Source organism: Marinobacter azerbaijanicus, from assembly GCF_030250645.1.
Taxonomy (GTDB): domain Bacteria; phylum Pseudomonadota; class Gammaproteobacteria; order Pseudomonadales; family Oleiphilaceae; genus Marinobacter; species Marinobacter azerbaijanicus.
In genome coordinates, this window is record NZ_JASSVS010000008.1 from 15,372 (window position 1) to 34,357 (window position 18,986).

Annotated in this window: 18 protein-coding genes; 14 read left to right on the plus strand and 4 right to left on the minus strand. The window is 58.9% G+C overall.

Translation table 11 applies throughout. The features are described from left to right. The first annotated feature begins 4 nt into the window (after positions 1-4). The 5 genes from QPM17_RS15285 to QPM17_RS15305 are packed head-to-tail and all read left to right on the plus strand — an operon-like array spanning position 5 to position 3,995. Positions 5-976, plus strand: a complete 972-nt coding sequence (locus tag QPM17_RS15285; protein WP_285391708.1) for an XdhC family protein — start codon at positions 5-7, stop codon at positions 974-976. A gap of 47 nt (positions 977-1,023) precedes the next feature. After that, complete coding sequence (locus QPM17_RS15290; RefSeq protein ID WP_285391709.1) at positions 1,024-1,650, plus strand: methylthioribulose 1-phosphate dehydratase; 627 nt, start codon at positions 1,024-1,026, stop codon at positions 1,648-1,650. Beyond that, positions 1,647-2,207: a 1,2-dihydroxy-3-keto-5-methylthiopentene dioxygenase gene (locus tag QPM17_RS15295; protein ID WP_285391710.1), complete on the plus strand. Its 561-nt coding sequence runs from the start codon at positions 1,647-1,649 to the stop codon at positions 2,205-2,207. The genes QPM17_RS15290 and QPM17_RS15295 overlap by 4 nt, the downstream gene beginning before the upstream one ends. Next, positions 2,204-2,896, plus strand: coding sequence for an acireductone synthase (mtnC, locus tag QPM17_RS15300; RefSeq protein WP_285391711.1), 693 nt, complete (start codon positions 2,204-2,206; stop codon positions 2,894-2,896). The genes QPM17_RS15295 and mtnC overlap by 4 nt, the downstream gene beginning before the upstream one ends. Before the next feature lie 49 nt (positions 2,897-2,945). Further along, complete coding sequence (locus tag QPM17_RS15305) at positions 2,946-3,995, plus strand: DUF3080 family protein (RefSeq protein WP_285391712.1); 1,050 nt, start codon at positions 2,946-2,948, stop codon at positions 3,993-3,995. Between the two features lie 12 nt (positions 3,996-4,007). On the opposite strand, the gene tfpB is transcribed toward QPM17_RS15305, so the two are convergent. The 4 genes from tfpB to arsC are packed head-to-tail and all read right to left on the minus strand — an operon-like array spanning position 4,008 to position 7,193. Continuing rightward, positions 4,008-5,810 (minus strand): type IV pilus assembly ATPase TfpB, encoded by a 1,803-nt coding sequence (gene tfpB / locus QPM17_RS15310; protein ID WP_285391714.1) that lies wholly within the window; start codon positions 5,808-5,810, stop codon positions 4,008-4,010. Positions 5,811-5,823: 13 nt separating this feature from the next. Continuing rightward, complete coding sequence (locus QPM17_RS15315) at positions 5,824-6,192, minus strand: DUF2069 domain-containing protein (protein WP_285391715.1); 369 nt, start codon at positions 6,190-6,192, stop codon at positions 5,824-5,826. A gap of 28 nt (positions 6,193-6,220) precedes the next feature. Further along, on the minus strand, positions 6,221-6,826 hold the full coding sequence (gene wrbA, locus QPM17_RS15320; RefSeq protein WP_285391716.1) for an NAD(P)H:quinone oxidoreductase: 606 nt from the start codon (positions 6,824-6,826) through the stop codon (positions 6,221-6,223). 13 nt (positions 6,827-6,839) lie between these two features. Further along, positions 6,840-7,193 (minus strand): arsenate reductase (glutaredoxin), encoded by a 354-nt coding sequence (gene arsC, locus QPM17_RS15325; protein ID WP_285391718.1) that lies wholly within the window; start codon positions 7,191-7,193, stop codon positions 6,840-6,842. 72 nt (positions 7,194-7,265) lie between these two features. Here arsC and QPM17_RS15330 point away from each other — a divergent pair, with 72 nt between their 5' ends. The 9 genes from QPM17_RS15330 to ispD all read left to right on the plus strand — a co-directional run bounded on the left by QPM17_RS15330 (position 7,266) and on the right by ispD (position 18,982). Then, complete coding sequence (locus QPM17_RS15330; protein WP_285391719.1) at positions 7,266-7,745, plus strand: TlpA family protein disulfide reductase; 480 nt, start codon at positions 7,266-7,268, stop codon at positions 7,743-7,745. Between the two features lie 44 nt (positions 7,746-7,789). Continuing rightward, complete coding sequence (gene dnaE, locus QPM17_RS15335; RefSeq protein ID WP_285391720.1) at positions 7,790-11,272, plus strand: DNA polymerase III subunit alpha; 3,483 nt, start codon at positions 7,790-7,792, stop codon at positions 11,270-11,272. A gap of 176 nt (positions 11,273-11,448) precedes the next feature. Further along, complete coding sequence (gene accA, locus QPM17_RS15340; protein ID WP_285391721.1) at positions 11,449-12,402, plus strand: acetyl-CoA carboxylase carboxyl transferase subunit alpha; 954 nt, start codon at positions 11,449-11,451, stop codon at positions 12,400-12,402. Further along, positions 12,386-13,744 (plus strand): tRNA lysidine(34) synthetase TilS, encoded by a 1,359-nt coding sequence (tilS, locus tag QPM17_RS15345; RefSeq protein WP_285391722.1) that lies wholly within the window; start codon positions 12,386-12,388, stop codon positions 13,742-13,744. The genes accA and tilS overlap by 17 nt, the downstream gene beginning before the upstream one ends. Before the next feature lie 88 nt (positions 13,745-13,832). Continuing rightward, complete coding sequence (locus tag QPM17_RS15350) at positions 13,833-15,461, plus strand: CTP synthase (protein WP_285391723.1); 1,629 nt, start codon at positions 13,833-13,835, stop codon at positions 15,459-15,461. A 2-nt stretch (positions 15,462-15,463) separates the two neighbouring features. Further along, complete coding sequence (kdsA, locus tag QPM17_RS15355) at positions 15,464-16,309, plus strand: 3-deoxy-8-phosphooctulonate synthase (RefSeq protein WP_285391724.1); 846 nt, start codon at positions 15,464-15,466, stop codon at positions 16,307-16,309. Between the two features lie 180 nt (positions 16,310-16,489). Next, entirely contained in the window at positions 16,490-17,785 is a 1,296-nt protein-coding gene (gene eno / locus QPM17_RS15360; RefSeq protein WP_285391725.1) for a phosphopyruvate hydratase, read from the plus strand. Between the two features lie 187 nt (positions 17,786-17,972). Further along, positions 17,973-18,245, plus strand: coding sequence for a septum formation initiator family protein (locus tag QPM17_RS15365; protein WP_285391727.1), 273 nt, complete (start codon positions 17,973-17,975; stop codon positions 18,243-18,245). 38 nt (positions 18,246-18,283) lie between these two features. Further along, positions 18,284-18,982, plus strand: a complete 699-nt coding sequence (gene ispD / locus QPM17_RS15370; RefSeq protein ID WP_285391728.1) for a 2-C-methyl-D-erythritol 4-phosphate cytidylyltransferase — start codon at positions 18,284-18,286, stop codon at positions 18,980-18,982. Positions 18,983-18,986: the final 4 nt, after the last annotated feature.

The following is an 18,986-nucleotide window of genomic DNA, read 5'->3' on the forward strand; positions in this document are numbered from 1 at the left end:
CCGGATGAGCACAGGCGCCCACGAAACCGTTCTTAACGACGTCCGCAACTGGCTGCTTGCCGGAAAACGGGTCTGGTTGTGTACCATCACCGAAACCTGGGGGTCTTCCCCCAGGCCCGCTGGTTCCTGGCTGGCTGTCAGCAGTGATGGCGACTGGTCCGGCTCGGTATCCGGTGGTTGCCTGGAGGAGGATCTGCTCAACCGCTGCGCTGCCGGCGGCCCCGATACGCCCCAGCTCATTGATTACGGCATTTCCGACCAGGATCGGGATCATTTCCGTTTGCCCTGTGGTGGCCGTATACGCCTGCTGGTGGAGCCGCTGTTCTCGCAGCGGGACCTGCCCCACGTGGAAACGGTGCTGGAGGCTCTGCAAACGCGTACCCCGGTTGCCCGGACAGTCTCGCTGACGTCCGGTCAGGCCGGGTGTGAGCAGGCGGACATCCGGCACTCCGGAGTGAGGGTTGAGGAACAGGTGGTCCGCCACGGGCTGATACCTGAATTCCGCCTCCTGCTTGTAGGCGCGGGGGAAGTGGCCCGTTATGTCGCCGAGTTCGCCGGAGCAGCGGATTTTTCGGTCACGCTGTGCGAGCCGCGCCCGACCTTTTCACAAGGCTGGGGCCACGCTGATCTTCCGCTGGTTCAAGCGCTGCCGGATGACCTCGTCAGTCGTTCTTTCAATGACCCTTGGGCTGGTGTACTGGCCCTGGCGCACGATCCACGGGTTGATGACATGGCGTTACTGGCGGCTTTGAATTCCAGCGCCTCTTACGTCGGTGCCATGGGCTCTGCCCGGACATCAGCCGAGCGTCGTGCCCGTCTGAAGTCGCTTGGAGTGACCGAGGAACAACTGGACAGGCTTAAAGCCCCGATCGGTATCAATATTCCCAGCAAAACCCCTGCTGAAATTGCCATTTCAGTGGTCGCGGACCTGATCACCAGCCGTCAGCATTTGCGGGTGGCCCACCCATCCTTATAATGGAAACCATCAAACGCTGAACCGGCGTGTCTGTTTCGAGGTGCCTTTTGTTTGACGTAACCCGCTACGCCATTGCCGCGCAATCCATTATCGATGCCGGCCGATTTCTTTACGGCCAGGGCTGGTCTCCCGCGACCAGCAGCAATTATTCGGCGCGGATTGATGATGAGCATATTGCCGTCACCGTATCCGGTCGTCATAAAGGTCAGTTGGTGGCTGGTGACGTGATGGTGGTCGATCTGGACGGAAATGCTGTCCAGAGCAATGCCCGGTCATCCGCTGAAACCCGGCTGCATACAGTTCTTTACCAGACGTTTCCTGAGGTTGGCGCAGTGCTGCATACCCATTCGGTCAAGGCAACGGTGCTCAGCCGCCTGCTGCCAGCCGGCAAACCACTGACGTTGCAGGGCTACGAGCTGCAGAAAGCGTTTTCAGGCATTGATACCCATGAAGCAGAACTTACCGTGCCTGTTTTCGACAACACTCAGGACATCGCCGCGCTGGCACAACAGACAGGCGACTGGTTCAGGCAGCATCCGGATCAGCCCGGTTATCTGATCCGCGGGCACGGCCTTTATACCTGGGGCAGGACCATGTCAGACTGCCTGCGCCATGTTGAAGCTTTTGAATTTCTCTTTGAATGTGAGCTTGAAACCATGAGGGTCCGCCGATGACTACCTTGAGTATTTTTGACCAGAGTTCGCCCGAAGCCCCCCGCGTGGTCACCGAAGACGCCGGCAAGATTGCCAACCTGCTCGCCGAGCACGGCGTGCGGTTCGAGCAATGGACCACCCGGGATCTCCCCGCGGATGCATCATCGGAAGACATCCTCGAGGCGTATGCGGATGAGATCCGTGCGCTCAAGGACGAATGTGGATTCCAGGCGGCAGATGTCATAAGCCTCAACCCGGACAATCCCCAGAAAGACGCCTTCCGCAAAAAGTTTCTGGATGAGCACGTGCACAGCGAAGACGAAGTGCGCTTTTTCGTTCGGGGTCAGGGCCTGTTTTACCTGCACTTTGGTGACCAGGTATACGCCGTTCTGTGTCAGAAGAACGACCTGATCAGCGTACCGGATGGCACGCGTCACTGGTTTGATATGGGGCCGGAGCCGGCATTCACATGCATTCGTCTGTTTACCAATCCCGAGGGCTGGGTTGCGGATTTTACCGGCGAGGATATTGCCAGCCGCCTGCCACGCTATGAGCGCCTTGCAGGAGCCGCCGGATGATCCGCGTTATCCTCACTGACATCGAGGGCACTACCAGTTCGATCTCCTTCGTTCATGACGTGCTGTTCCCCTACTCAGCGGAGCACATGGCTGATTTTGTGCGGGAAGGGGAGGCGGACAGCACCGACATCCGTGAGCAACTGGACGCCGTTTCGGAGGCATCCGGGGTAGACAGGGACGATATTGAGGGGCTGATCGGCGTGCTGGATACCTGGATTCGTGAGGACCGCAAGGAAACACCGCTGAAAACCCTGCAGGGCATGGTCTGGGAACAGGGTTACCAGCAGGGCGCCTTCAAGGGACATATCTATGAAGATGCCGCCGAGTATCTTCAGCGCTGGCATGATCGGGGGCTGCGTCTGTTCGTATACTCTTCCGGATCTGTGAAGGCACAGAAGCTGATATTCGGGTTCAGTGAAGCCGGGGACCTGACACCGTTCTTCTCCGGTTACTTCGACACCCGTATCGGCGGCAAGAAAGAGCCGGACTCTTACAGTAACATCATCAATGAGCTGGGTGTCGAACCTCGTACTGTGCTGTTCCTGTCCGATGTGGAGGCCGAACTGCAAGCGGCTGAAAGCGTTGGCATGCAGACGGTCTGGCTGATCCGGGAGGGTGATATACCCGAAACCGGGCGCCCCGTGGCCAGGGACTTTGCGGATGTCGACCGGTTTCTGCTGAAACGCTGACCCACCCTCTGTGCCTTCTTCTCTCAAAACCTCGTGAGCAGGAGGCCCCGTGCCTGATTTTCAAAGACTGTTCCCTCCATTGCTGTGCCTGTTCCTTGTGGGCTGCGCGCCGGGCTCCGGCGTGCAGGACATGATGGACGATTATGTGGCGCAGGTGGCAGATGCCCTGGAGCTGAAACCCGAGCTTTCCGACATTCAGCCAGTCCAGCAGATTCCCCGCCGGCGTGAGCGTGTTCTGGAGGTGCCGGACCTGGATATGGGCATGCTGGATTTCCTGTCCCTGTATGGTTGTGAGCTGCAATACGTGGTTGGTGAGAAAAACTCCATCATGGGCAGGGTGATGCAGCCTCTGAATCGATTGCGGTATGAAACAAGGTTTGTCCGGGCCGCTGAGGACTGCATTGCTGAAATCGATAGGGATGGCGTCAGGGAAGAACTGGAAGAGGCCATTGAGAGCAAATCCGAAACACTCCCCATTGTCATATGGAACGCGACCTGGGGGGTTGAGGAAGTGGAGCGGCTTTTTACCCTTTCCCAGGGGCATTACCCCCTCGAGCATGATGAAAACCCGGTTGCGGATCTGGCTTCCGGCGTCATGCGTCTGAATCAGACAGTGGCGGGCCTGCTGGCCGGCAATCGGGATGAGCCGCTGGATTACGTCGGCGAAGTTCATCAGCGCTGGCAGGCCGAACACCGGGCGGGTCAGTTAATGAATAGTGCCCGGCTGCTGAGCACTCGTATTGACGATGCAACTGCCCTGCTGGTGGAGAGGATTGAAAACGATCCGTTGTGCCCGGAAGAGGGGGATGCCAGGCTGCAGGAGGCCCTCAGGGCAACCTACACCAATGGCTATGCCGATGTTGTCGAGCCCTATCTGGAACGTATCGAAAAGGCGAGAGCGGCCCTCATCGAGCCGCTCGAAAGGCTGGCGGCCCAGCAGGCAGAAACCATGCCGGATGCTTTCCGGGCATGGTACCGGCGGATTCTTGATAGCAGAAACTCCGCAAGCCTCTGGGGCCAGCTGGACCGGGCGGTTGAGTCTCATACCAGGCGTTGGCAGCAGCTTCTGGACCAGTGCGCCGTTTCCCCGGATTCATGAAGAGGGGGCGGTTTAACGCTGGCTCTCGGGGGTAACCCGCAGGATCTCTTCCACGGTAGTGGAACCGGCGGATACTTTCTGGGCACCACTGAGCCGTAGGGATTTCATGCCCCCCTTGTAGGCATCGACCCTCAGCTGTTCCAGTTCGCACTGCTCGGTAATCTGGCGGATCAGGTTACCGGATAGCTGCATGATTTCGTAGACTCCAGCCCGACCATAGTAACCGGTGTTCCGGCACTCCAGGCAACCAACCGGGTGATAGACCTGCTTGGGGGTGGTTGCCTTCCAGGGCCGCGTGAGGCTTTGCCAGGCCTGTTCATCCACCGGCCCGGGTTCCTTGCAATGGGGGCACAGTGTCCTGGCCAGCCGCTGCGCCATGACACCCAGGACTGTGGCACGAATCAGGTAGGGTGGGATGCCCAGTTCCATCAGCCGGGTAATGGCGCTGGGTGCGTCGTTGGTGTGCAGCGTGGTCAATACAAGGTGTCCCGTAAGGGCAGCCTGCACGGCCATCTCGGCGGTTTCCAGGTCGCGGATCTCGCCGATCATGATGATATCCGGGTCCTGTCGCAGGAGCGCCCGCACGCCGGAGGCGAAGGTCAGGTCAATGTTGGTCTGCACCTGCATCTGGTTGAAAGCCGGTTCCACCATCTCGATCGGGTCCTCGATGGTGCAGATGTTCACCTCGGGCGTGGCCAGTTGCTTGAGGGTGGAATACAGGGTGGTGGTCTTGCCGGACCCCGTGGGGCCGGTGACAAGGACAATGCCGTGGGGGCGTTCGGTAATGCCCTGCCAACGTTCCCGGTCCTCTTTTGAAAAGCCCAGTTGCTCGTAGGATTTCAGCAGTACTTCCGGGTCAAAGATCCGCATCACCATTTTTTCACCGAAGGCGGTAGGCATGGTGGCGAGTCTCAGTTCCACTTCACTGTTGTCCGGCTTGCGGGTTTTGATGCGGCCATCCTGGGGGCGGCGCTTTTCCGCCACATTCAGCCGGCCAAGGATCTTGAGGCGGCTGGTGACGGCCACGCCTACCTGGTCCGGGAACTCGTACACGTTGTGCAGCACACCGTCGATGCGGAAGCGCACCTGGGTGACGTTTCGCCTCGGCTCGATGTGGATATCCGACGCCCGCTGATCAAAGGCGTATTGCAGCAGCCAGTCGACAATCTTGACCACATGCTGGTCATTGGCGTCGGGGTGTTCGCTGGCGCCCAGGTCCAGTAGCTGCTCGAAGTTCTGGGCCCCTGAAGGGCTGGCCGAACTGTTGCCGCCGGCCTTGCTGACGGAACTGGCCAGCTGGTAGAACTCAACCGTGTAACGGCGAATGTCCTCCGGGTTGGCCACCACGCGGCGAATATCCTTACCCACTGCCTGTTGCAGGTTGCCCTCCCAGTCACTCTTGAACGGCTCGCTGCTTGCGATCAGGACTTCGTCGCGGCCGATTTCCACGGCAAGGATGCCGTGTCTCTGGGCAAAGGCGTAGGACATCACCCGGGCTATGGCCGGCGTGTCTATCTTCAGAGGGTCGATATGGTAGTAGGGCTGTTCCGCCCATTCCGCCAGCCACTGGGTCAGCTTGTCCAGGTCCAGCGTACGCCCGGTTTTCTGGCTCTCCAGTCCTGCCTTGGCCACCAGTTCCAGCGGGTGGCGCTGGCTGGCGGGCCCGCTGCCGCTGGTCAAAGTGCTGATGTTCGCCGACAGAACCTTCTCTGCGTCCTCCTGGGTGATCTCGCCGCTGGTGACCAGCGCGGTGCAGATGTCCCTCAGGGTCAGCGTGCTTCTGTGGGGCGCGGGTGGATGGGAGCTTTCGGCCATGGTGCGCTTCCTGTCAGGTTTCTGAAACCGGCTGCGGGCGATTCACCTTAAGGTGGACCATGGCCACTGTAAACAGCAGGAAGGTCAGCACAGCAAGCAGCATTGGGGCAATGGCGCCCTCGCTGAGCCAGGCGGAGACAACGTAACGGGTGAAGTAGAAAATAACCACAAAGCTGAGCCAGATGTAGCCCCGGTTATGGCCCCGGAAAACCGGCACGGCAAAGGCCAGGAGCGGGATCAGTTTGATGCTCAGCATGAGAGTGACGGATACGCCCTCCGTCTGCACGGGATAGAAAGTGGTGACAAGCAGTGCCGCCAGGGTTGCAAGATAGAGTGCAATGGTCAGTCGTGCCGTGATGCGTGCTTTCGGATTGTGAAGCATTCAGGGTTCCGTTGTTGGTGATTGGCTGTTAGACACTTAGTTTTACGGCCAGCCGGGCGAGGCGTTCACCAAATGTCTGGCAAATGGCCTTTTCATGCCCGGTCACGGCCTGCGGCTCTCCGGTGCCCGCCCAGTGGGACGGCCCATAGGGTGTGCCACCGGCTGTGGTTTCATTGAGGGCGTTTTCCGAATAAGGCACTCCACATAACACCATGCCGTGATGCAGCAGTGGCACCATCATGGTCAGCAGGGTGCTTTCCTGGCCGCCGTGAAGGCTCCCTGTGGACGTGAAGGCGCCTGCCGGCTTGCCGGTGAGTGTGCCATTCAGCCACAGATCCCCGGTGCTATCGAGGAAATACTTCAGCGGCGCTGCCATGTTTCCAAAGCGGGTCGGACTGCCAATAGCGAGCCCCGAACAGTTCGCCAGGTCGTCTTTGCTGGCGTAAGGCGCCCCGTCGTCCGGGACCGGCGGCAGCGAAGCCTCGGTGTCTGGCGATACACTGGGCACTGTGCGAATTCTTGCATCCATGCCTGACACCCGGGCCACGCCCCGCGCAATCTGGGTGGCCATCTCCGCGGTCTGGCCGGTGCGGCTGTAGTAGAGCACCAGAATGTAGGGGGGCTGGGAAGCCATCGCCTGTCTCCGTTCAAAGAATGTTGAGGACGTTCTCGGGCGGACGGCCCAGGGCCACTTTGTTGCCCTTGATGACGATGGGGCGTTCGATGAGCTTTGGCGTCTCCACCATGGCCTTGATCAGGGTGTCCCGGTCAAGATCCGGGTCGTCCAGCCCCTGTTCCTGGTATTCCTTTTCCCCGGTTCTCATCAGCTCCCGGGGGCCGATATCCAGTGCCTCCAGGATGTGTTCCAGTATCTGCTCTGTTGGCGGCGTTTCCAGGTAGCGTATAATTTCTGGTTCAACACCCTGTTCTCGAAGGAGTTCAAGGGTTTGCCGGGATTTTGAACAGCGCGGGTTGTGGAAAATTCGGGTCGGTTCTGTCATGGTTCTCCATCTTTCCGGGTCAGGTAAACCGCAAGTATGCACAAGCGCCGTAGTCTAACAGGAGGTCTCCCTGTGCAATACCCTGCCAGTGGCACTGCATTGGGGCGTTGTTCCGCCAGGTTGTACAGGATCGGTATTATACTGGGCCTGTTGATGTTGGCGGGATGCGACAGCCACCGGTTTGAAAAGCCGGACGGAACGGTTCTGGAATGGGAGAGTCTCCGTGGCCACTGGGTGCTGGTGAATTACTGGGCAGAATGGTGCAAACCCTGCCTTGAGGAAATTCCGGAACTCAACAGCCTTGACCGGGCCAGCGCCATTGTGGTCCTGGGTGTTAATTTTGATGATATCCAGGGCCAGGAACTGATCGATCTGGGCAGGAGAATGGGGATCGAATACGGCATGCTGGCCGAGGATCCCGGCCCCGAATTTGGCTGGAAAACGCCGGTAGCCCTGCCGGCAACGTTCGTTATTAACCCTGACGGAGATCTGGTGGAAGCCCGTTTCGGCCCCCAGACCGAAGAAGACATCAAAGAACTGATCGGGCGCTGATCCCACCCTGATCCGGAATCAACTAGCAGGAATACCCCGACGCTATGTCACAGACTTTTGTCCACCTACGTGTGCACTCCGAATACTCAATGGTAGATGGCCTGGTGCGGGTGAAACCCCTGATTGGCCGGGTTGCGGAGCTGGGGATGCCAGCGGTTGGCCTGACCGAACAGTCCAACATGTGTTCTCTGGTGCGTTTCTACAAGGCGGCTATGGGCGCAGGGGTAAAACCCATCATTGGCGCCGACCTTTGGATCGAGAACCCGGAAGAGCCGGATAACCCCTTCCGGATAACCCTGCTGGCCCGCAACAATGACGGTTACCTGAACCTGACGGAAATTGTGTCCCTGGGGTATACCGAGGGGCAGCGATTCGGAAAGCCTATTATTCAACGCAAATGGCTGGAAAGCCGCCCTGCGGGCCTGATCGCACTGTCTGGTTCCAGAATGGGCGATGTTGGCAAGGCGTTGATGGCTGGCAAGGCGGACCTCGCCCGCCAGCGCGCGGAATACTGGATGAAGCTCTATCCCGAATCGTTCTACCTCGAGCTTCAGCGCACTGGTCGGCCGGGGGACGAAGACTGCCTGCACCTGAGTGTGGAACTTGCAGAAATCCTTTCCTGCCCGGTGGTGGCCACCAACGATGTCCACTTCCTGCACGCCGACGATTTCGAGGCCCACGAGGCGCGGGTCTGTATCGGCGAAAGCCGCACCCTTGATGACCCGAGGCGTGACCGGCGTTTCAGTGACCAGCAGTACCTGCGCAGTGCTGAGGAAATGATCGAGCTGTTCTCGGACATTCCGGAGGCGGTGGAAAATACCGTGGAAATCGCCCGCCGGTGCTCGGTTCAGGTGCGGATGGGTGAATACTTCCTGCCGAACTATCCCATCCCTGACGGCATGACCATGGATGAATACTTCCGCAAGGTGTCGGAAGAGGGCCTGGAGGAACGGCTGGCGAAAACCCTGAGCAAGGACGACCCGGAATACGACACGAAGCGCGAGGCCTACTACACGCGGCTGAACTTCGAGCTGGATATCATTACCCAGATGGGCTTTCCGGGGTACTTCCTGATCGTAATGGACTTCATCAAGTGGGCCAAGAACAACGGCGTGCCGGTGGGGCCGGGCCGGGGTTCGGGTGCCGGCTCACTGGTGGCCTATGCCCAGCTGATCACCGATCTGGACCCACTGGAATACGACCTGCTCTTCGAGCGGTTTCTGAACCCGGAACGGGTCTCCATGCCTGACTTCGACGTGGATTTCTGCATGGAAGGCCGTGACCGCGTCATTGCCTATGTGGCGGAGAAATATGGTCGCGAAGCGGTGTCCCAGATTATTACCTTCGGCACCATGGCCGCCAAGGCGGTTGTTCGCGACGTGGCCCGGGTTCAGGGCAAGTCCTACGGGCTGGCGGACAAACTCTCCAAGATGATTCCCTTTGAACCAGGCATGACCCTGGAGAAGGCACTGGAGCAGGAGCCGCAACTGGTTGAGTTCCTGGAAAACGACGAGGAAGCCCAGGAAATCTGGGAAATGGCCCTGAAGCTCGAGGGTGTTTGCCGTAACGCCGGTAAGCACGCCGGTGGCGTGGTGATTGCGCCCACCAAGATAACTGATTTCTCGCCGCTGTATTGCGACGACGAGGGCGGCAGCCTGGTTACCCAGTTTGACAAGGGCGACGTGGAGGATGCCGGGCTGGTGAAGTTCGACTTCCTGGGCCTGCGCACCCTCACCATCATCGACTGGGCTCTGAAGATGATCAATCCCCGCCGGGAAAAGCGGGGTGAGCCGGCACTGGATATCAATGAAATTCCGCTGGATGATGTGCCGTCGTTCGACATGCTCAAGAACGCGGAAACCACGGCAGTCTTCCAGCTGGAATCCCGGGGCATGAAGGACCTGATCCGTCGCCTGCAGCCGGATTCCCTGGAAGACATGATCGCCTTGGTAGCCCTGTTCCGTCCCGGCCCCCTGCAGTCAGGCATGGTGGATGACTTTATCGACCGTAAGCACGGTCGCCAGCCCATGTCGTTCCCGCACCCTGACTACCAGTACGATGGCCTGAAGCCGGTTCTGGAGCCCACCTACGGGGTTATCCTGTACCAGGAACAGGTCATGCAGATTGCCCAGGTGATGGCGGGCTACAGTCTTGGCAACGCCGACATGTTGCGTCGGGCCATGGGCAAGAAAAAACCCGAGGAAATGGCCAAGCAGAAGCAGTTCTTTCTCGACGGCTGTGAAAAGAACGGCATCGACAAGACGTTGGCTGAAAACATCTTCGACCTGGTTGAGAAGTTTGCCGGCTACGGCTTCAACAAATCCCACTCCGCCGCATACGCCCTGGTGTCCTACCAGACGCTCTGGCTGAAGGCGCATTACCCGGCCGAGTTCATGGCGGCGGTGCTGACGGCGGATATGCAGAACACCGACAAGGTGGTCACGCTGGTGGAGGAATGCCGCAGCATGGGGCTGGAATTGCTGGTGCCGGATGTCAGCCGTTCCGAGTATACCTTCACGGTGAACGATGACGGCGCCATCGTATACGGACTGGGCGCCATCAAGGGTCTGGGTGAGGGGCCGATACAGAGTATCCAGGCCGGTCGCGCAAACGGTGAGCCCTATCAGGACATTTTTGATTTCTGCCGCCGGGTGGATCTGAAGAAGGTGAACAAGCGGGCCATGGAGGCGCTGATCCGCTGTGGCGCCATGGACAAGCTGGGAGCCGGGCGTGCGCAACTGATGGCAAGCATCGACAAGGCTATCCAGCAGGCAGGCCAGCAGTCCCGCAACGAAACCGTGGGTATGACCGACATGTTTGGCGACATGCTGATGGGCGGAGAAGACGGCGACCCGTATTCCGACGTGGCGAATGTGCGGGAATGGCCGAAAAAGGAGCGTCTGAAAGGCGAGAAGGATACCCTGGGGCTTTACCTCACCGGCCACCCCTTCGACGAATACGAAAAGGAAGTCCGCCGGTTTGTGCGTTCCTCCATTGCCGACCTCAAGCCGGCCAGGCAGCCCCAGAGGGTCGCGGGCCTGGTTGTGGCACAGCGTTCCATGAAAACCCGCACCGGCTCCACCATGGCGTTTATCACCCTGGATGATCGCAGTGCCCGTATCGAGGCAACGCTGTTCTCTGAAGCGTTTTTCGAGAACCGGGAGCTGTTGCAGTCCGACCAGGTCATTGTGGTGGAGGGGCAGGTGAGCCACGATGACTATTCCGGCCAGATGAAAATGCGGGTGAACTCCGTAATGGACGTTGGCACGGCTCGCCAACAGTTCAGCCGTGGACTCAAACTGGCCATTCGTGCGGACCAGCTCCAGAATGGCCTGCTGGACAAGCTGGACTCGACCCTGAGACCCTTCCGTTGCGAGGGTAGCCCGGTGTGGATTGAATACACCAGCGATGATGCCAGTACCCGTATTGAGCTGGGTGAGTCCTGGCGCGTTCAGCCGGATGACGACCTCCTGCTGGAGCTGAAATATCTGGTGGGCGACCAGTCCGTAGAACTGGTCTATGATTGATAATGTCCGGCAAGGTTCATCCCGGCTGTGGCGGGCGTGTTGAAATATTACGTTTTTGTCAGAAAGCGGACTCATACCAAGGTCCGCTTTAGCCATGGCCCGGGCGCTGCTATCTTTGTCCAAAATTCTGGTTTGGCGACTTACATTCTCGCCTTGCAAGCAAATGATGGAACATCATGAACCCTAACTATCTGGATTTCGAACAGCCTATTGCGGACCTTGAAGCCAAGATTGAAGAGCTTCGCATGGTCGGCAACGACACTGACATCAATATCACCGACGAAATCAGCCGGTTGCGCAAAAAGAGCGTAAGCCTGACTGAAAGTATCTTCTCGGACCTCCAGCCCTGGGACGTTGCCCGGCTGGCCCGGCATCCCCGTCGGCCGTACACCCTCGACTACGTCAACATGATCTTCGACGACTTTGACGAGTTGCACGGTGACCGTCGCTATGCCGACGACCAGGCCATTGTTGGCGGCACGGCTCGCCTGGACGGGAAGCCGGTGATGGTAATCGGCCACCAGAAGGGTCGGGAAGTGCGTGACAAGGTGAAGCGGAATTTCGGCATGCCCCGCCCGGAGGGCTACCGCAAGGCCTTGCGGCTGATGGAAATGGCTGAGCGCTTCCGCATGCCCGTCCTTACGTTTATCGATACGCCCGGTGCCTATCCCGGTATCGGCGCCGAGGAGCGCGGTCAGAGTGAGGCGATCGCCTTCAACCTGGCAGTGATGTCGCGACTGAAGACACCGATTATTTCCACGGTGGTGGGCGAGGGTGGCTCCGGTGGCGCCCTGGCGATCGGTGTGTGCGACCAGCTCAACATGCTGCAGTATTCCACCTATGCGGTTATCTCGCCGGAAGGATGTGCGTCGATTCTTTGGAAGAGCGCGGAATATGCATCCCAGGCAGCAGAAGCCATGGGGGTTACTGCTGATCGCCTGAAGGACCTTGGTCTGGCGGACAACGTGATTACCGAGCCCCTGGGCGGTGCCCATCGCAATCCTGAAAAGATGGCCGAATCCCTGCGGGAAACCCTGTCCAGGGGAATCTCGGAGCTCAGCCGACTGCCGCTTGATGAACTGGTGTCCCGCCGCTATGAGCGGTTGACCCGATATGACACGGGCCGGTAACTCCGGCTCCGCATCTGACTGGCCGGAGGCTCTCTGTGCCCCGGTCAGGAACCTGCCTCCCTGTTCACGCTTACGCATCGCGCTCAGCGGCGGAATGGATTCCGTTCTGCTTCTCCATGTTGCTGCCCGCCTCCATGCCGGTTCGGGCCGGTTATCCGCAGTTCATGTGAACCATCAGCTACAGCCCAATGCTGACCAGACGGAGCGTTTCTGCCAGCAGGTCTGTGGTGAGCTCGGGGTGCCCCTCGACATCCGGCGCGTGGTCGTCAATAGTCGGCAGGGCGCCGGCAGCGATACCGGTGGTATTGAAGAGTCTGCGCGGCATGCCCGTTATCAGGTATTCGAGGACCTCCTGGAACCCGAGGAACTGCTGCTGATGGCCCACCATGGTGATGATCAGGCGGAGACGGTACTGTTCCGGTTGCTGAGAGGAACCGGAGTGGCGGGGCTGGGTGGCATGCCTGAGTCAAGGCCATTGGGGAAGGGGCGGCTTTATCGGCCCCTGCTGGGCTTCGGTCGCAGTGAGCTTCGGTCCTGGGCCACTGAAATGGGTATCCACTGGGTGGAGGATCCCAGCAATACCGATGAGCGTTTCGACCGCAATTTTCTCCGTCAGTCCATCATGCCGCGGCTCAAGGCGCGCTGGCCATCACTTGTCAGCCGTATCGGACACACTGCCCGTTCCTGCCGCGAGGGGGATGAGCTGGCCGGAGCGCTGGCCCGGATCCGGTTTCAGCAATGCGCCAATGAACGGGAGGCGCTGAGCGTTGAACGTCTGGGACAGCTGGGATTTGCCGAACAGAAAAACCTGATTCGTTGGTGGATTATTCGTTACCACCATGTACCACCGTCCATTTCCGACTGGTCCCGGGTGATGGCGGACCTGGTGAATGCCCCTGAGGATCGGGAGCCCGAACTGCGTGGTGAGGGATATACGGTTCGCCGGTATCGGGGCTACCTTTATCTGGTTGCGGACAGACCACCGCTGCCATCGGACAATGCCCCCCTGATCCCGGGCCGGGAACTGGTGTGGGGGGAGTGGCGCCTGCAGCTGGTGCCGGCAGGCAACTCCGAAATGCCCGCGCCGGCTATACGAATATCTACGAGGGTAGGGGGTGAACGCTTGCGGCCAGACCCGAAGGGCCCCTCGAAATCCCTCAAGAACTGGTTGCAGGAGAAAGGCATTCCGCCCTGGGAAAGGGCCCGGTTACCGCTGCTTCTGGAGGCGGAGAACGGAAATCAGGAAGTGATCGGAGCTGGCGACCTGTGGCTCGCCGGCCAATACTGTGGCGAGGCCCCGGCCAGTGGCTGGCGCATTGTTGTGGAGCGGGAATGTAATTGAGAAGGTGAGGCCTTTCTGGTAGTCTGGCGTCCCATCTTGAGATGATAATCTCCCTCCTTCACCGAACCAGACAAATCACGGAATCTGCATGACGCGTTATATTTTCGTCACCGGCGGTGTCGTGTCCTCCTTGGGGAAAGGTATCGCATCGGCCTCGCTGGCAGCGATCCTGGAGACACGCGGCCTGAAGGTCACTATTCTCAAGCTGGACCCGTACATCAACGTGGACCCCGGCACCATGAGCCCGTTCCAGCACGGTGAGGTTTTTGTCACCGAAGATGGCGCGGAAACAGATCTGGATCTGGGGCATTATGAGCGGTTTATCCGCACGCCGATGTCGCGCCGGAACAATTTCACGACAGGCCGCGTTTACGAGGAAGTGATTCGTAAGGAGCGTCGTGGTGACTACCTCGGCGGCACGGTTCAGGTGATCCCCCATATTACCGATGAGATCAAGCGTCGTGTGGTTGAGGGTGCTTCTGGCGCTGACGTGGCACTGATCGAGATCGGCGGCACTGTGGGCGACATCGAATCCCTGCCTTTCCTGGAAGCCTGTCGCCAGCTGAAGGTGGAAGTAGGTCCCCAGCGCGCGCTCTTCATGCACCTGACCCTGGTTCCGTACATCGCTACTGCCGGCGAGATCAAGACCAAGCCGACCCAGCACTCCGTCAAGGAAATGCGCTCCATCGGCCTGCAGCCGGACATCCTGCTGTGTCGTTCCGAGCACGAAGTGGACGCCAGCTCCCGCCGCAAGATTGCGCTGTTCACCAACGTGGAAGAGCGGGCGGTTATCCCGCTGCAGGATGCCAAATCGATCTATGCCATCCCTCGCATGCTGCACGAATTCGGCCTCGACCAGCTGGTCATTGAGCGTTTCGGTCTCGACGCCAGCCCGGCGGACCTGAGCGAGTGGGATGCGGTGGTCGAGTCCCTGATGAACCCGGACCATGAGATCACCGTTGCCATGGTCGGTAAGTACATGGAGCTGCTGGATGCCTACAAGTCCCTGATCGAATCCCTGCTCCATGCCGGCATCAAGACCCGCACCAAGGTCCGGATCAACTATATTGATTCTGAAGACATCGAACGTGATGGCACTGGTGCGCTGGACAGCGCAGACGCCATCCTGGTTCCTGGTGGCTTTGGTGAGCGAGGTGTTGAAGGCAAGATTCGCACCGTCCAGTACGCCCGCGAAAACAAGGTCCCCTACCTGGGTATCTGTCTGGGCATGCAGGTTGCAGTTATCGAATATGCCCGCAACGTTGCCGGCCTGAAGGACGCCCACAGCACCGAATTCCGCGAGCACACGCCAGAGCCCGTGGTAGGCCTGATTACCGAATGGCTGGATGCCAGCGGTGAGAAAGAAGAGAGAACCGAGGCATCTGACCTTGGCGGCACCATGCGCCTCGGCGCACAGGACTGTGTGGTGGCTGAAGGCTCCACTATAGCCAACTGCTATGGCCGTAAGACTATCCGCGAACGCCACCGTCACCGTTTTGAGGTGAACAACCATTTCCTGCCACAACTGGAGGGTGCCGGCCTGAGAATCTCCGGCCGCTCCACAGACGGCAAGCTGGTGGAGGTAGTGGAAGTGCCTGACCATCCCTGGTTCGTGGCCTGTCAGTTCCATCCGGAATTCACCTCCACGCCCCGGGACGGCCATCCGCTGTTCAAGGGCTTTGTCGAGGCAGCCCTGGCCCGTAAAAAGGAATCCTGATCATGGCGCAGAGTACGGTCAATGTTGCGGGGATTCAGGTTGCCAATGAAAGGCCGTTCGTGCTTTTTGGCGGCATGAACGTTCTGGAGTCCCCGGAAATGGCCATGGAAGTGGCCGAGGCGTACGTTGAGGCTACCAGTAAGCTGGGTATTCCCTATGTGTTCAAGGCCTCCTTCGACAAGGCCAACCGCTCTTCGGTGCATTCCTTCCGCGGCCCTGGCCTTGAAAAAGGCTTGCAGATACTGGCGGACATCAAGAGCAAGTTCGGTGTCCCCATCATTTCCGACGTGCACGAACCGGCACAGGCGGCGCCAGCTGCAGAAGTCTGTGACATTATCCAGTTGCCGGCCTTCCTGAGTCGTCAGACGGATCTGGTCGTTGCCATGGCGGAAACCGGTGCGGTCATCAATATCAAGAAGGCCCAGTTCCTGGCGCCCCAGGAAATGAAGCACATCATCAAGAAGTGCGAAGAGGCCGGTAACGACAAGGTGATCCTGTGTGAGCGGGGCAGTAGCTTCGGTTATAACAACCTTGTCGTCGATATGTTGGGCTTCGGCATCATGAAGGCAATGAATGTGCCGGTGATGTTCGACGTGACCCACTCTTTGCAGATGCCGGGTGGGCGTGCTGATTCAGCCGGCGGCCGGCGCGCGCAGGTGACCGATCTGGCCCTGGCGGGTATGTCTCAGGGCCTGGCCGGACTGTTCCTGGAAGCGCATCCCGATCCGGATAAAGCCAAGTGCGACGGTCCGTGTGCGTTGCGACTGAGTCAGTTGGAGCAGTTTCTTCAGCGAGTCAAAGCTGTGGATGATCTTGTTAAAAGCTTTAAGCCTCTCGATACCGCCTGATTGGCGGTTTTTGCGTTCCAGAAGGACTATGGGAGTGAGCGGGAACGGCCCTACGAAAATGTGCGGAGCCATGGATGGCGGAGCCCAAGCGCACATGGATGTGCTTGTAGCGTTTTTCGTAGGGCCGTTCCCGCTCGCTCTTACTCCCAAATTTGAAATCAAACTTGGAGACAGAGAAGAATGACCAAGATTGCCAACATTAAAGGCCGTGAGGTACTGGATTCCCGTGGAAATCCCACGGTTGAAGCAGACGTTATCCTTGAGGATGGAACCATTGGTAGTGCCTGCGCGCCCTCCGGTGCTTCCACTGGTTCCCGTGAAGCCCTGGAGCTAAGGGACAAAGATGCAAATCGCTATCTGGGCAAAGGTGTTCTGAAGGCTGTTGAAGCGGTGAACACCAAAATCCGTGACGCTTTGATTGGTAAAGATGCGGCTGACCAGCGTGCTCTGGACAACATCATGCTGGAGCTGGACGGCACAGAGAACAAAGCCAACCTGGGTGCCAACGCGATTCTGGCGGTTTCACTGGCCGCCGCCAAGGCCGCCGCTGCGTCACTGGGCAAGCCGCTGTATGCCCACATTGCAGACCTGAACGGCACTTCCGGCAAGTACAGCATGCCGGTGCCGATGATGAATATCCTCAACGGCGGCGAGCACGCGGACAATAACGTTGATATCCAGGAGTTCATGATCCAGCCGGTGGCGGCCAAGTCGTTTGCCGAGGCCCTGCGTATCGGTGCTGAGATTTTCCACGCGCTGAAGAAGGTTCTCAACGCCAAAGGCCTGAACACAGCGGTGGGTGACGAAGGTGGTTTCGCACCGGACCTGCCTTCCAACGAAGGCGCTCTGGCAGTGATTCAGGAAGCAGTGGAGAAAGCCGGTTACAAGCTGGGTACCGATGTGACTCTCGCTCTGGACTGTGCGTCTTCCGAGTTCTACAAGGATGGCCAGTACCAGCTGTCCGGTGAGGGTAAGTCCTTCGATTCCGCCGGTTTTGCCGATTACCTGGCAGGGCTGTGCGAGCGTTATCCCATTGTGTCCATTGAAGACGGTATGGACGAGAGTGACTGGGACGGCTGGAAAGTGCTCACCGAGAAGCTGGGTAGCAAGGTTCAACTCGTGGGTGATGACCTGTTCGTTACCAATACCAAAATCCTCAAGCAGGGGATCGACAAGAGCATTGCCAACTCCATCCTGATCAAGTTCAACCAGATCGGCAGCCTGAGTGAAACCCTGGATGCCATCAAAATGGCCCAGGATGCAGGCTACACGGCTGTTATTTCCCACCGTTCCGGTGAGACCGAGGACACCACCATTGCCGATCTGGCCGTTGCCACCTGTGCAGGCCAGATCAAGACCGGTTCGCTGTGCCGCTCCGATAGGGTTGCCAAGTACAACCAGCTGCTTCGTATCGAGGAAGCACTGGATGGCAAGGCGCCCTATCGTGGCCTGAGTGAGATCAAGGGCCAGGGCTGACCGTCCCGTTATCAGGTTTGCCTGTCCGGCAGGACGCTGGCAGGTAACAGGCCTCAAAAGGCCATCGTGGTTCTGAAATTGAGAGGCACGATGGCCTTTTTGTACAACCGGTTAGCAGAACTTGTTGCTAATCTACACTAAGGTCTATACTCAACACTCGGTTGGTGTGTCGTAAACGGAATTCGCAATGAAGTTGCTCTGGTCCATCATGATTATTCTCATTCTCCTGCTGCAGGTGCGCCTGTGGGTCGGGGAAGGCAGCTTTGCCCAGGTGTGGGGGCTGGAGAAGGCGATCGCAGAGCAGCGCGAGGAAAACGCCGAGCTGGCAGTACGGAATGAGCGTCTCTATGCCGAAGTCCGCAATCTCCGGGGAGAGAAGGGCGCGGTAGAGGAGCGGGCGCGAATGAATCTGGGATTGATCCGTAACGATGAAACCTTCTTCCTGGTGGTTGAGCAGTAATCAGCCACAAGTCCGACCTGTTAAAGCCGGCCACGTTCATGAGTAAACCCCGCTACTGGCTGATTGTTCCCGCCGCAGGCTCCGGTCAGCGCATGCAGGCTGATTGTCCCAAACAGTACCTCCGGCTGGGCCAGCGTTTTATTGTCGACATCACGCTTTCCCGGTTGCTGGACAACGCTGCTTTCTCCGGATGTGTGGTGGCTACAGGGGCCAACGACCGGTGGTGGCCGGAAACGGACGCCAGCAAGGACCCCCGTATCAGTGCGTGTATCGGTGGGTCAGAGCGTGCAGCATCAGTACTGGCCGCCCTGGATGCGTTGTCAGAACGCGCCGATGATGATGACTGGGTGCTGGTTCATGACGCAGCCCGTCCCTGCCTTCATCCCGATGATCTTAGGCGTCTGTTGTCCGAGCTGGGTGATCACCCCGTAGGAGGCCTGTTGGCAACGCCGGTGGCCGATACCCTCAAACGGACCGGGCCCGGGAGCCGCGAGGTTGAAACAACGGTAGACCGTCGTGACCTTTGGCGCGCGCTTACCCCCCAGATGTTCCGTTTCCTGGCTTTGAAGCGGGCGCTTGAGAGTGCTATTGACGCAGGGTACCCGGTAACGGATGAGGCCTCTGCAATCGAATATGCCGGCCAGAACCCCTGTATCGTGGAGGGGAGACCGGATAACATCAAGGTTACCGTACCCGCTGATCTGGCCCTTGCCGGCTTTATCTTGAAAAGGAAATAACACT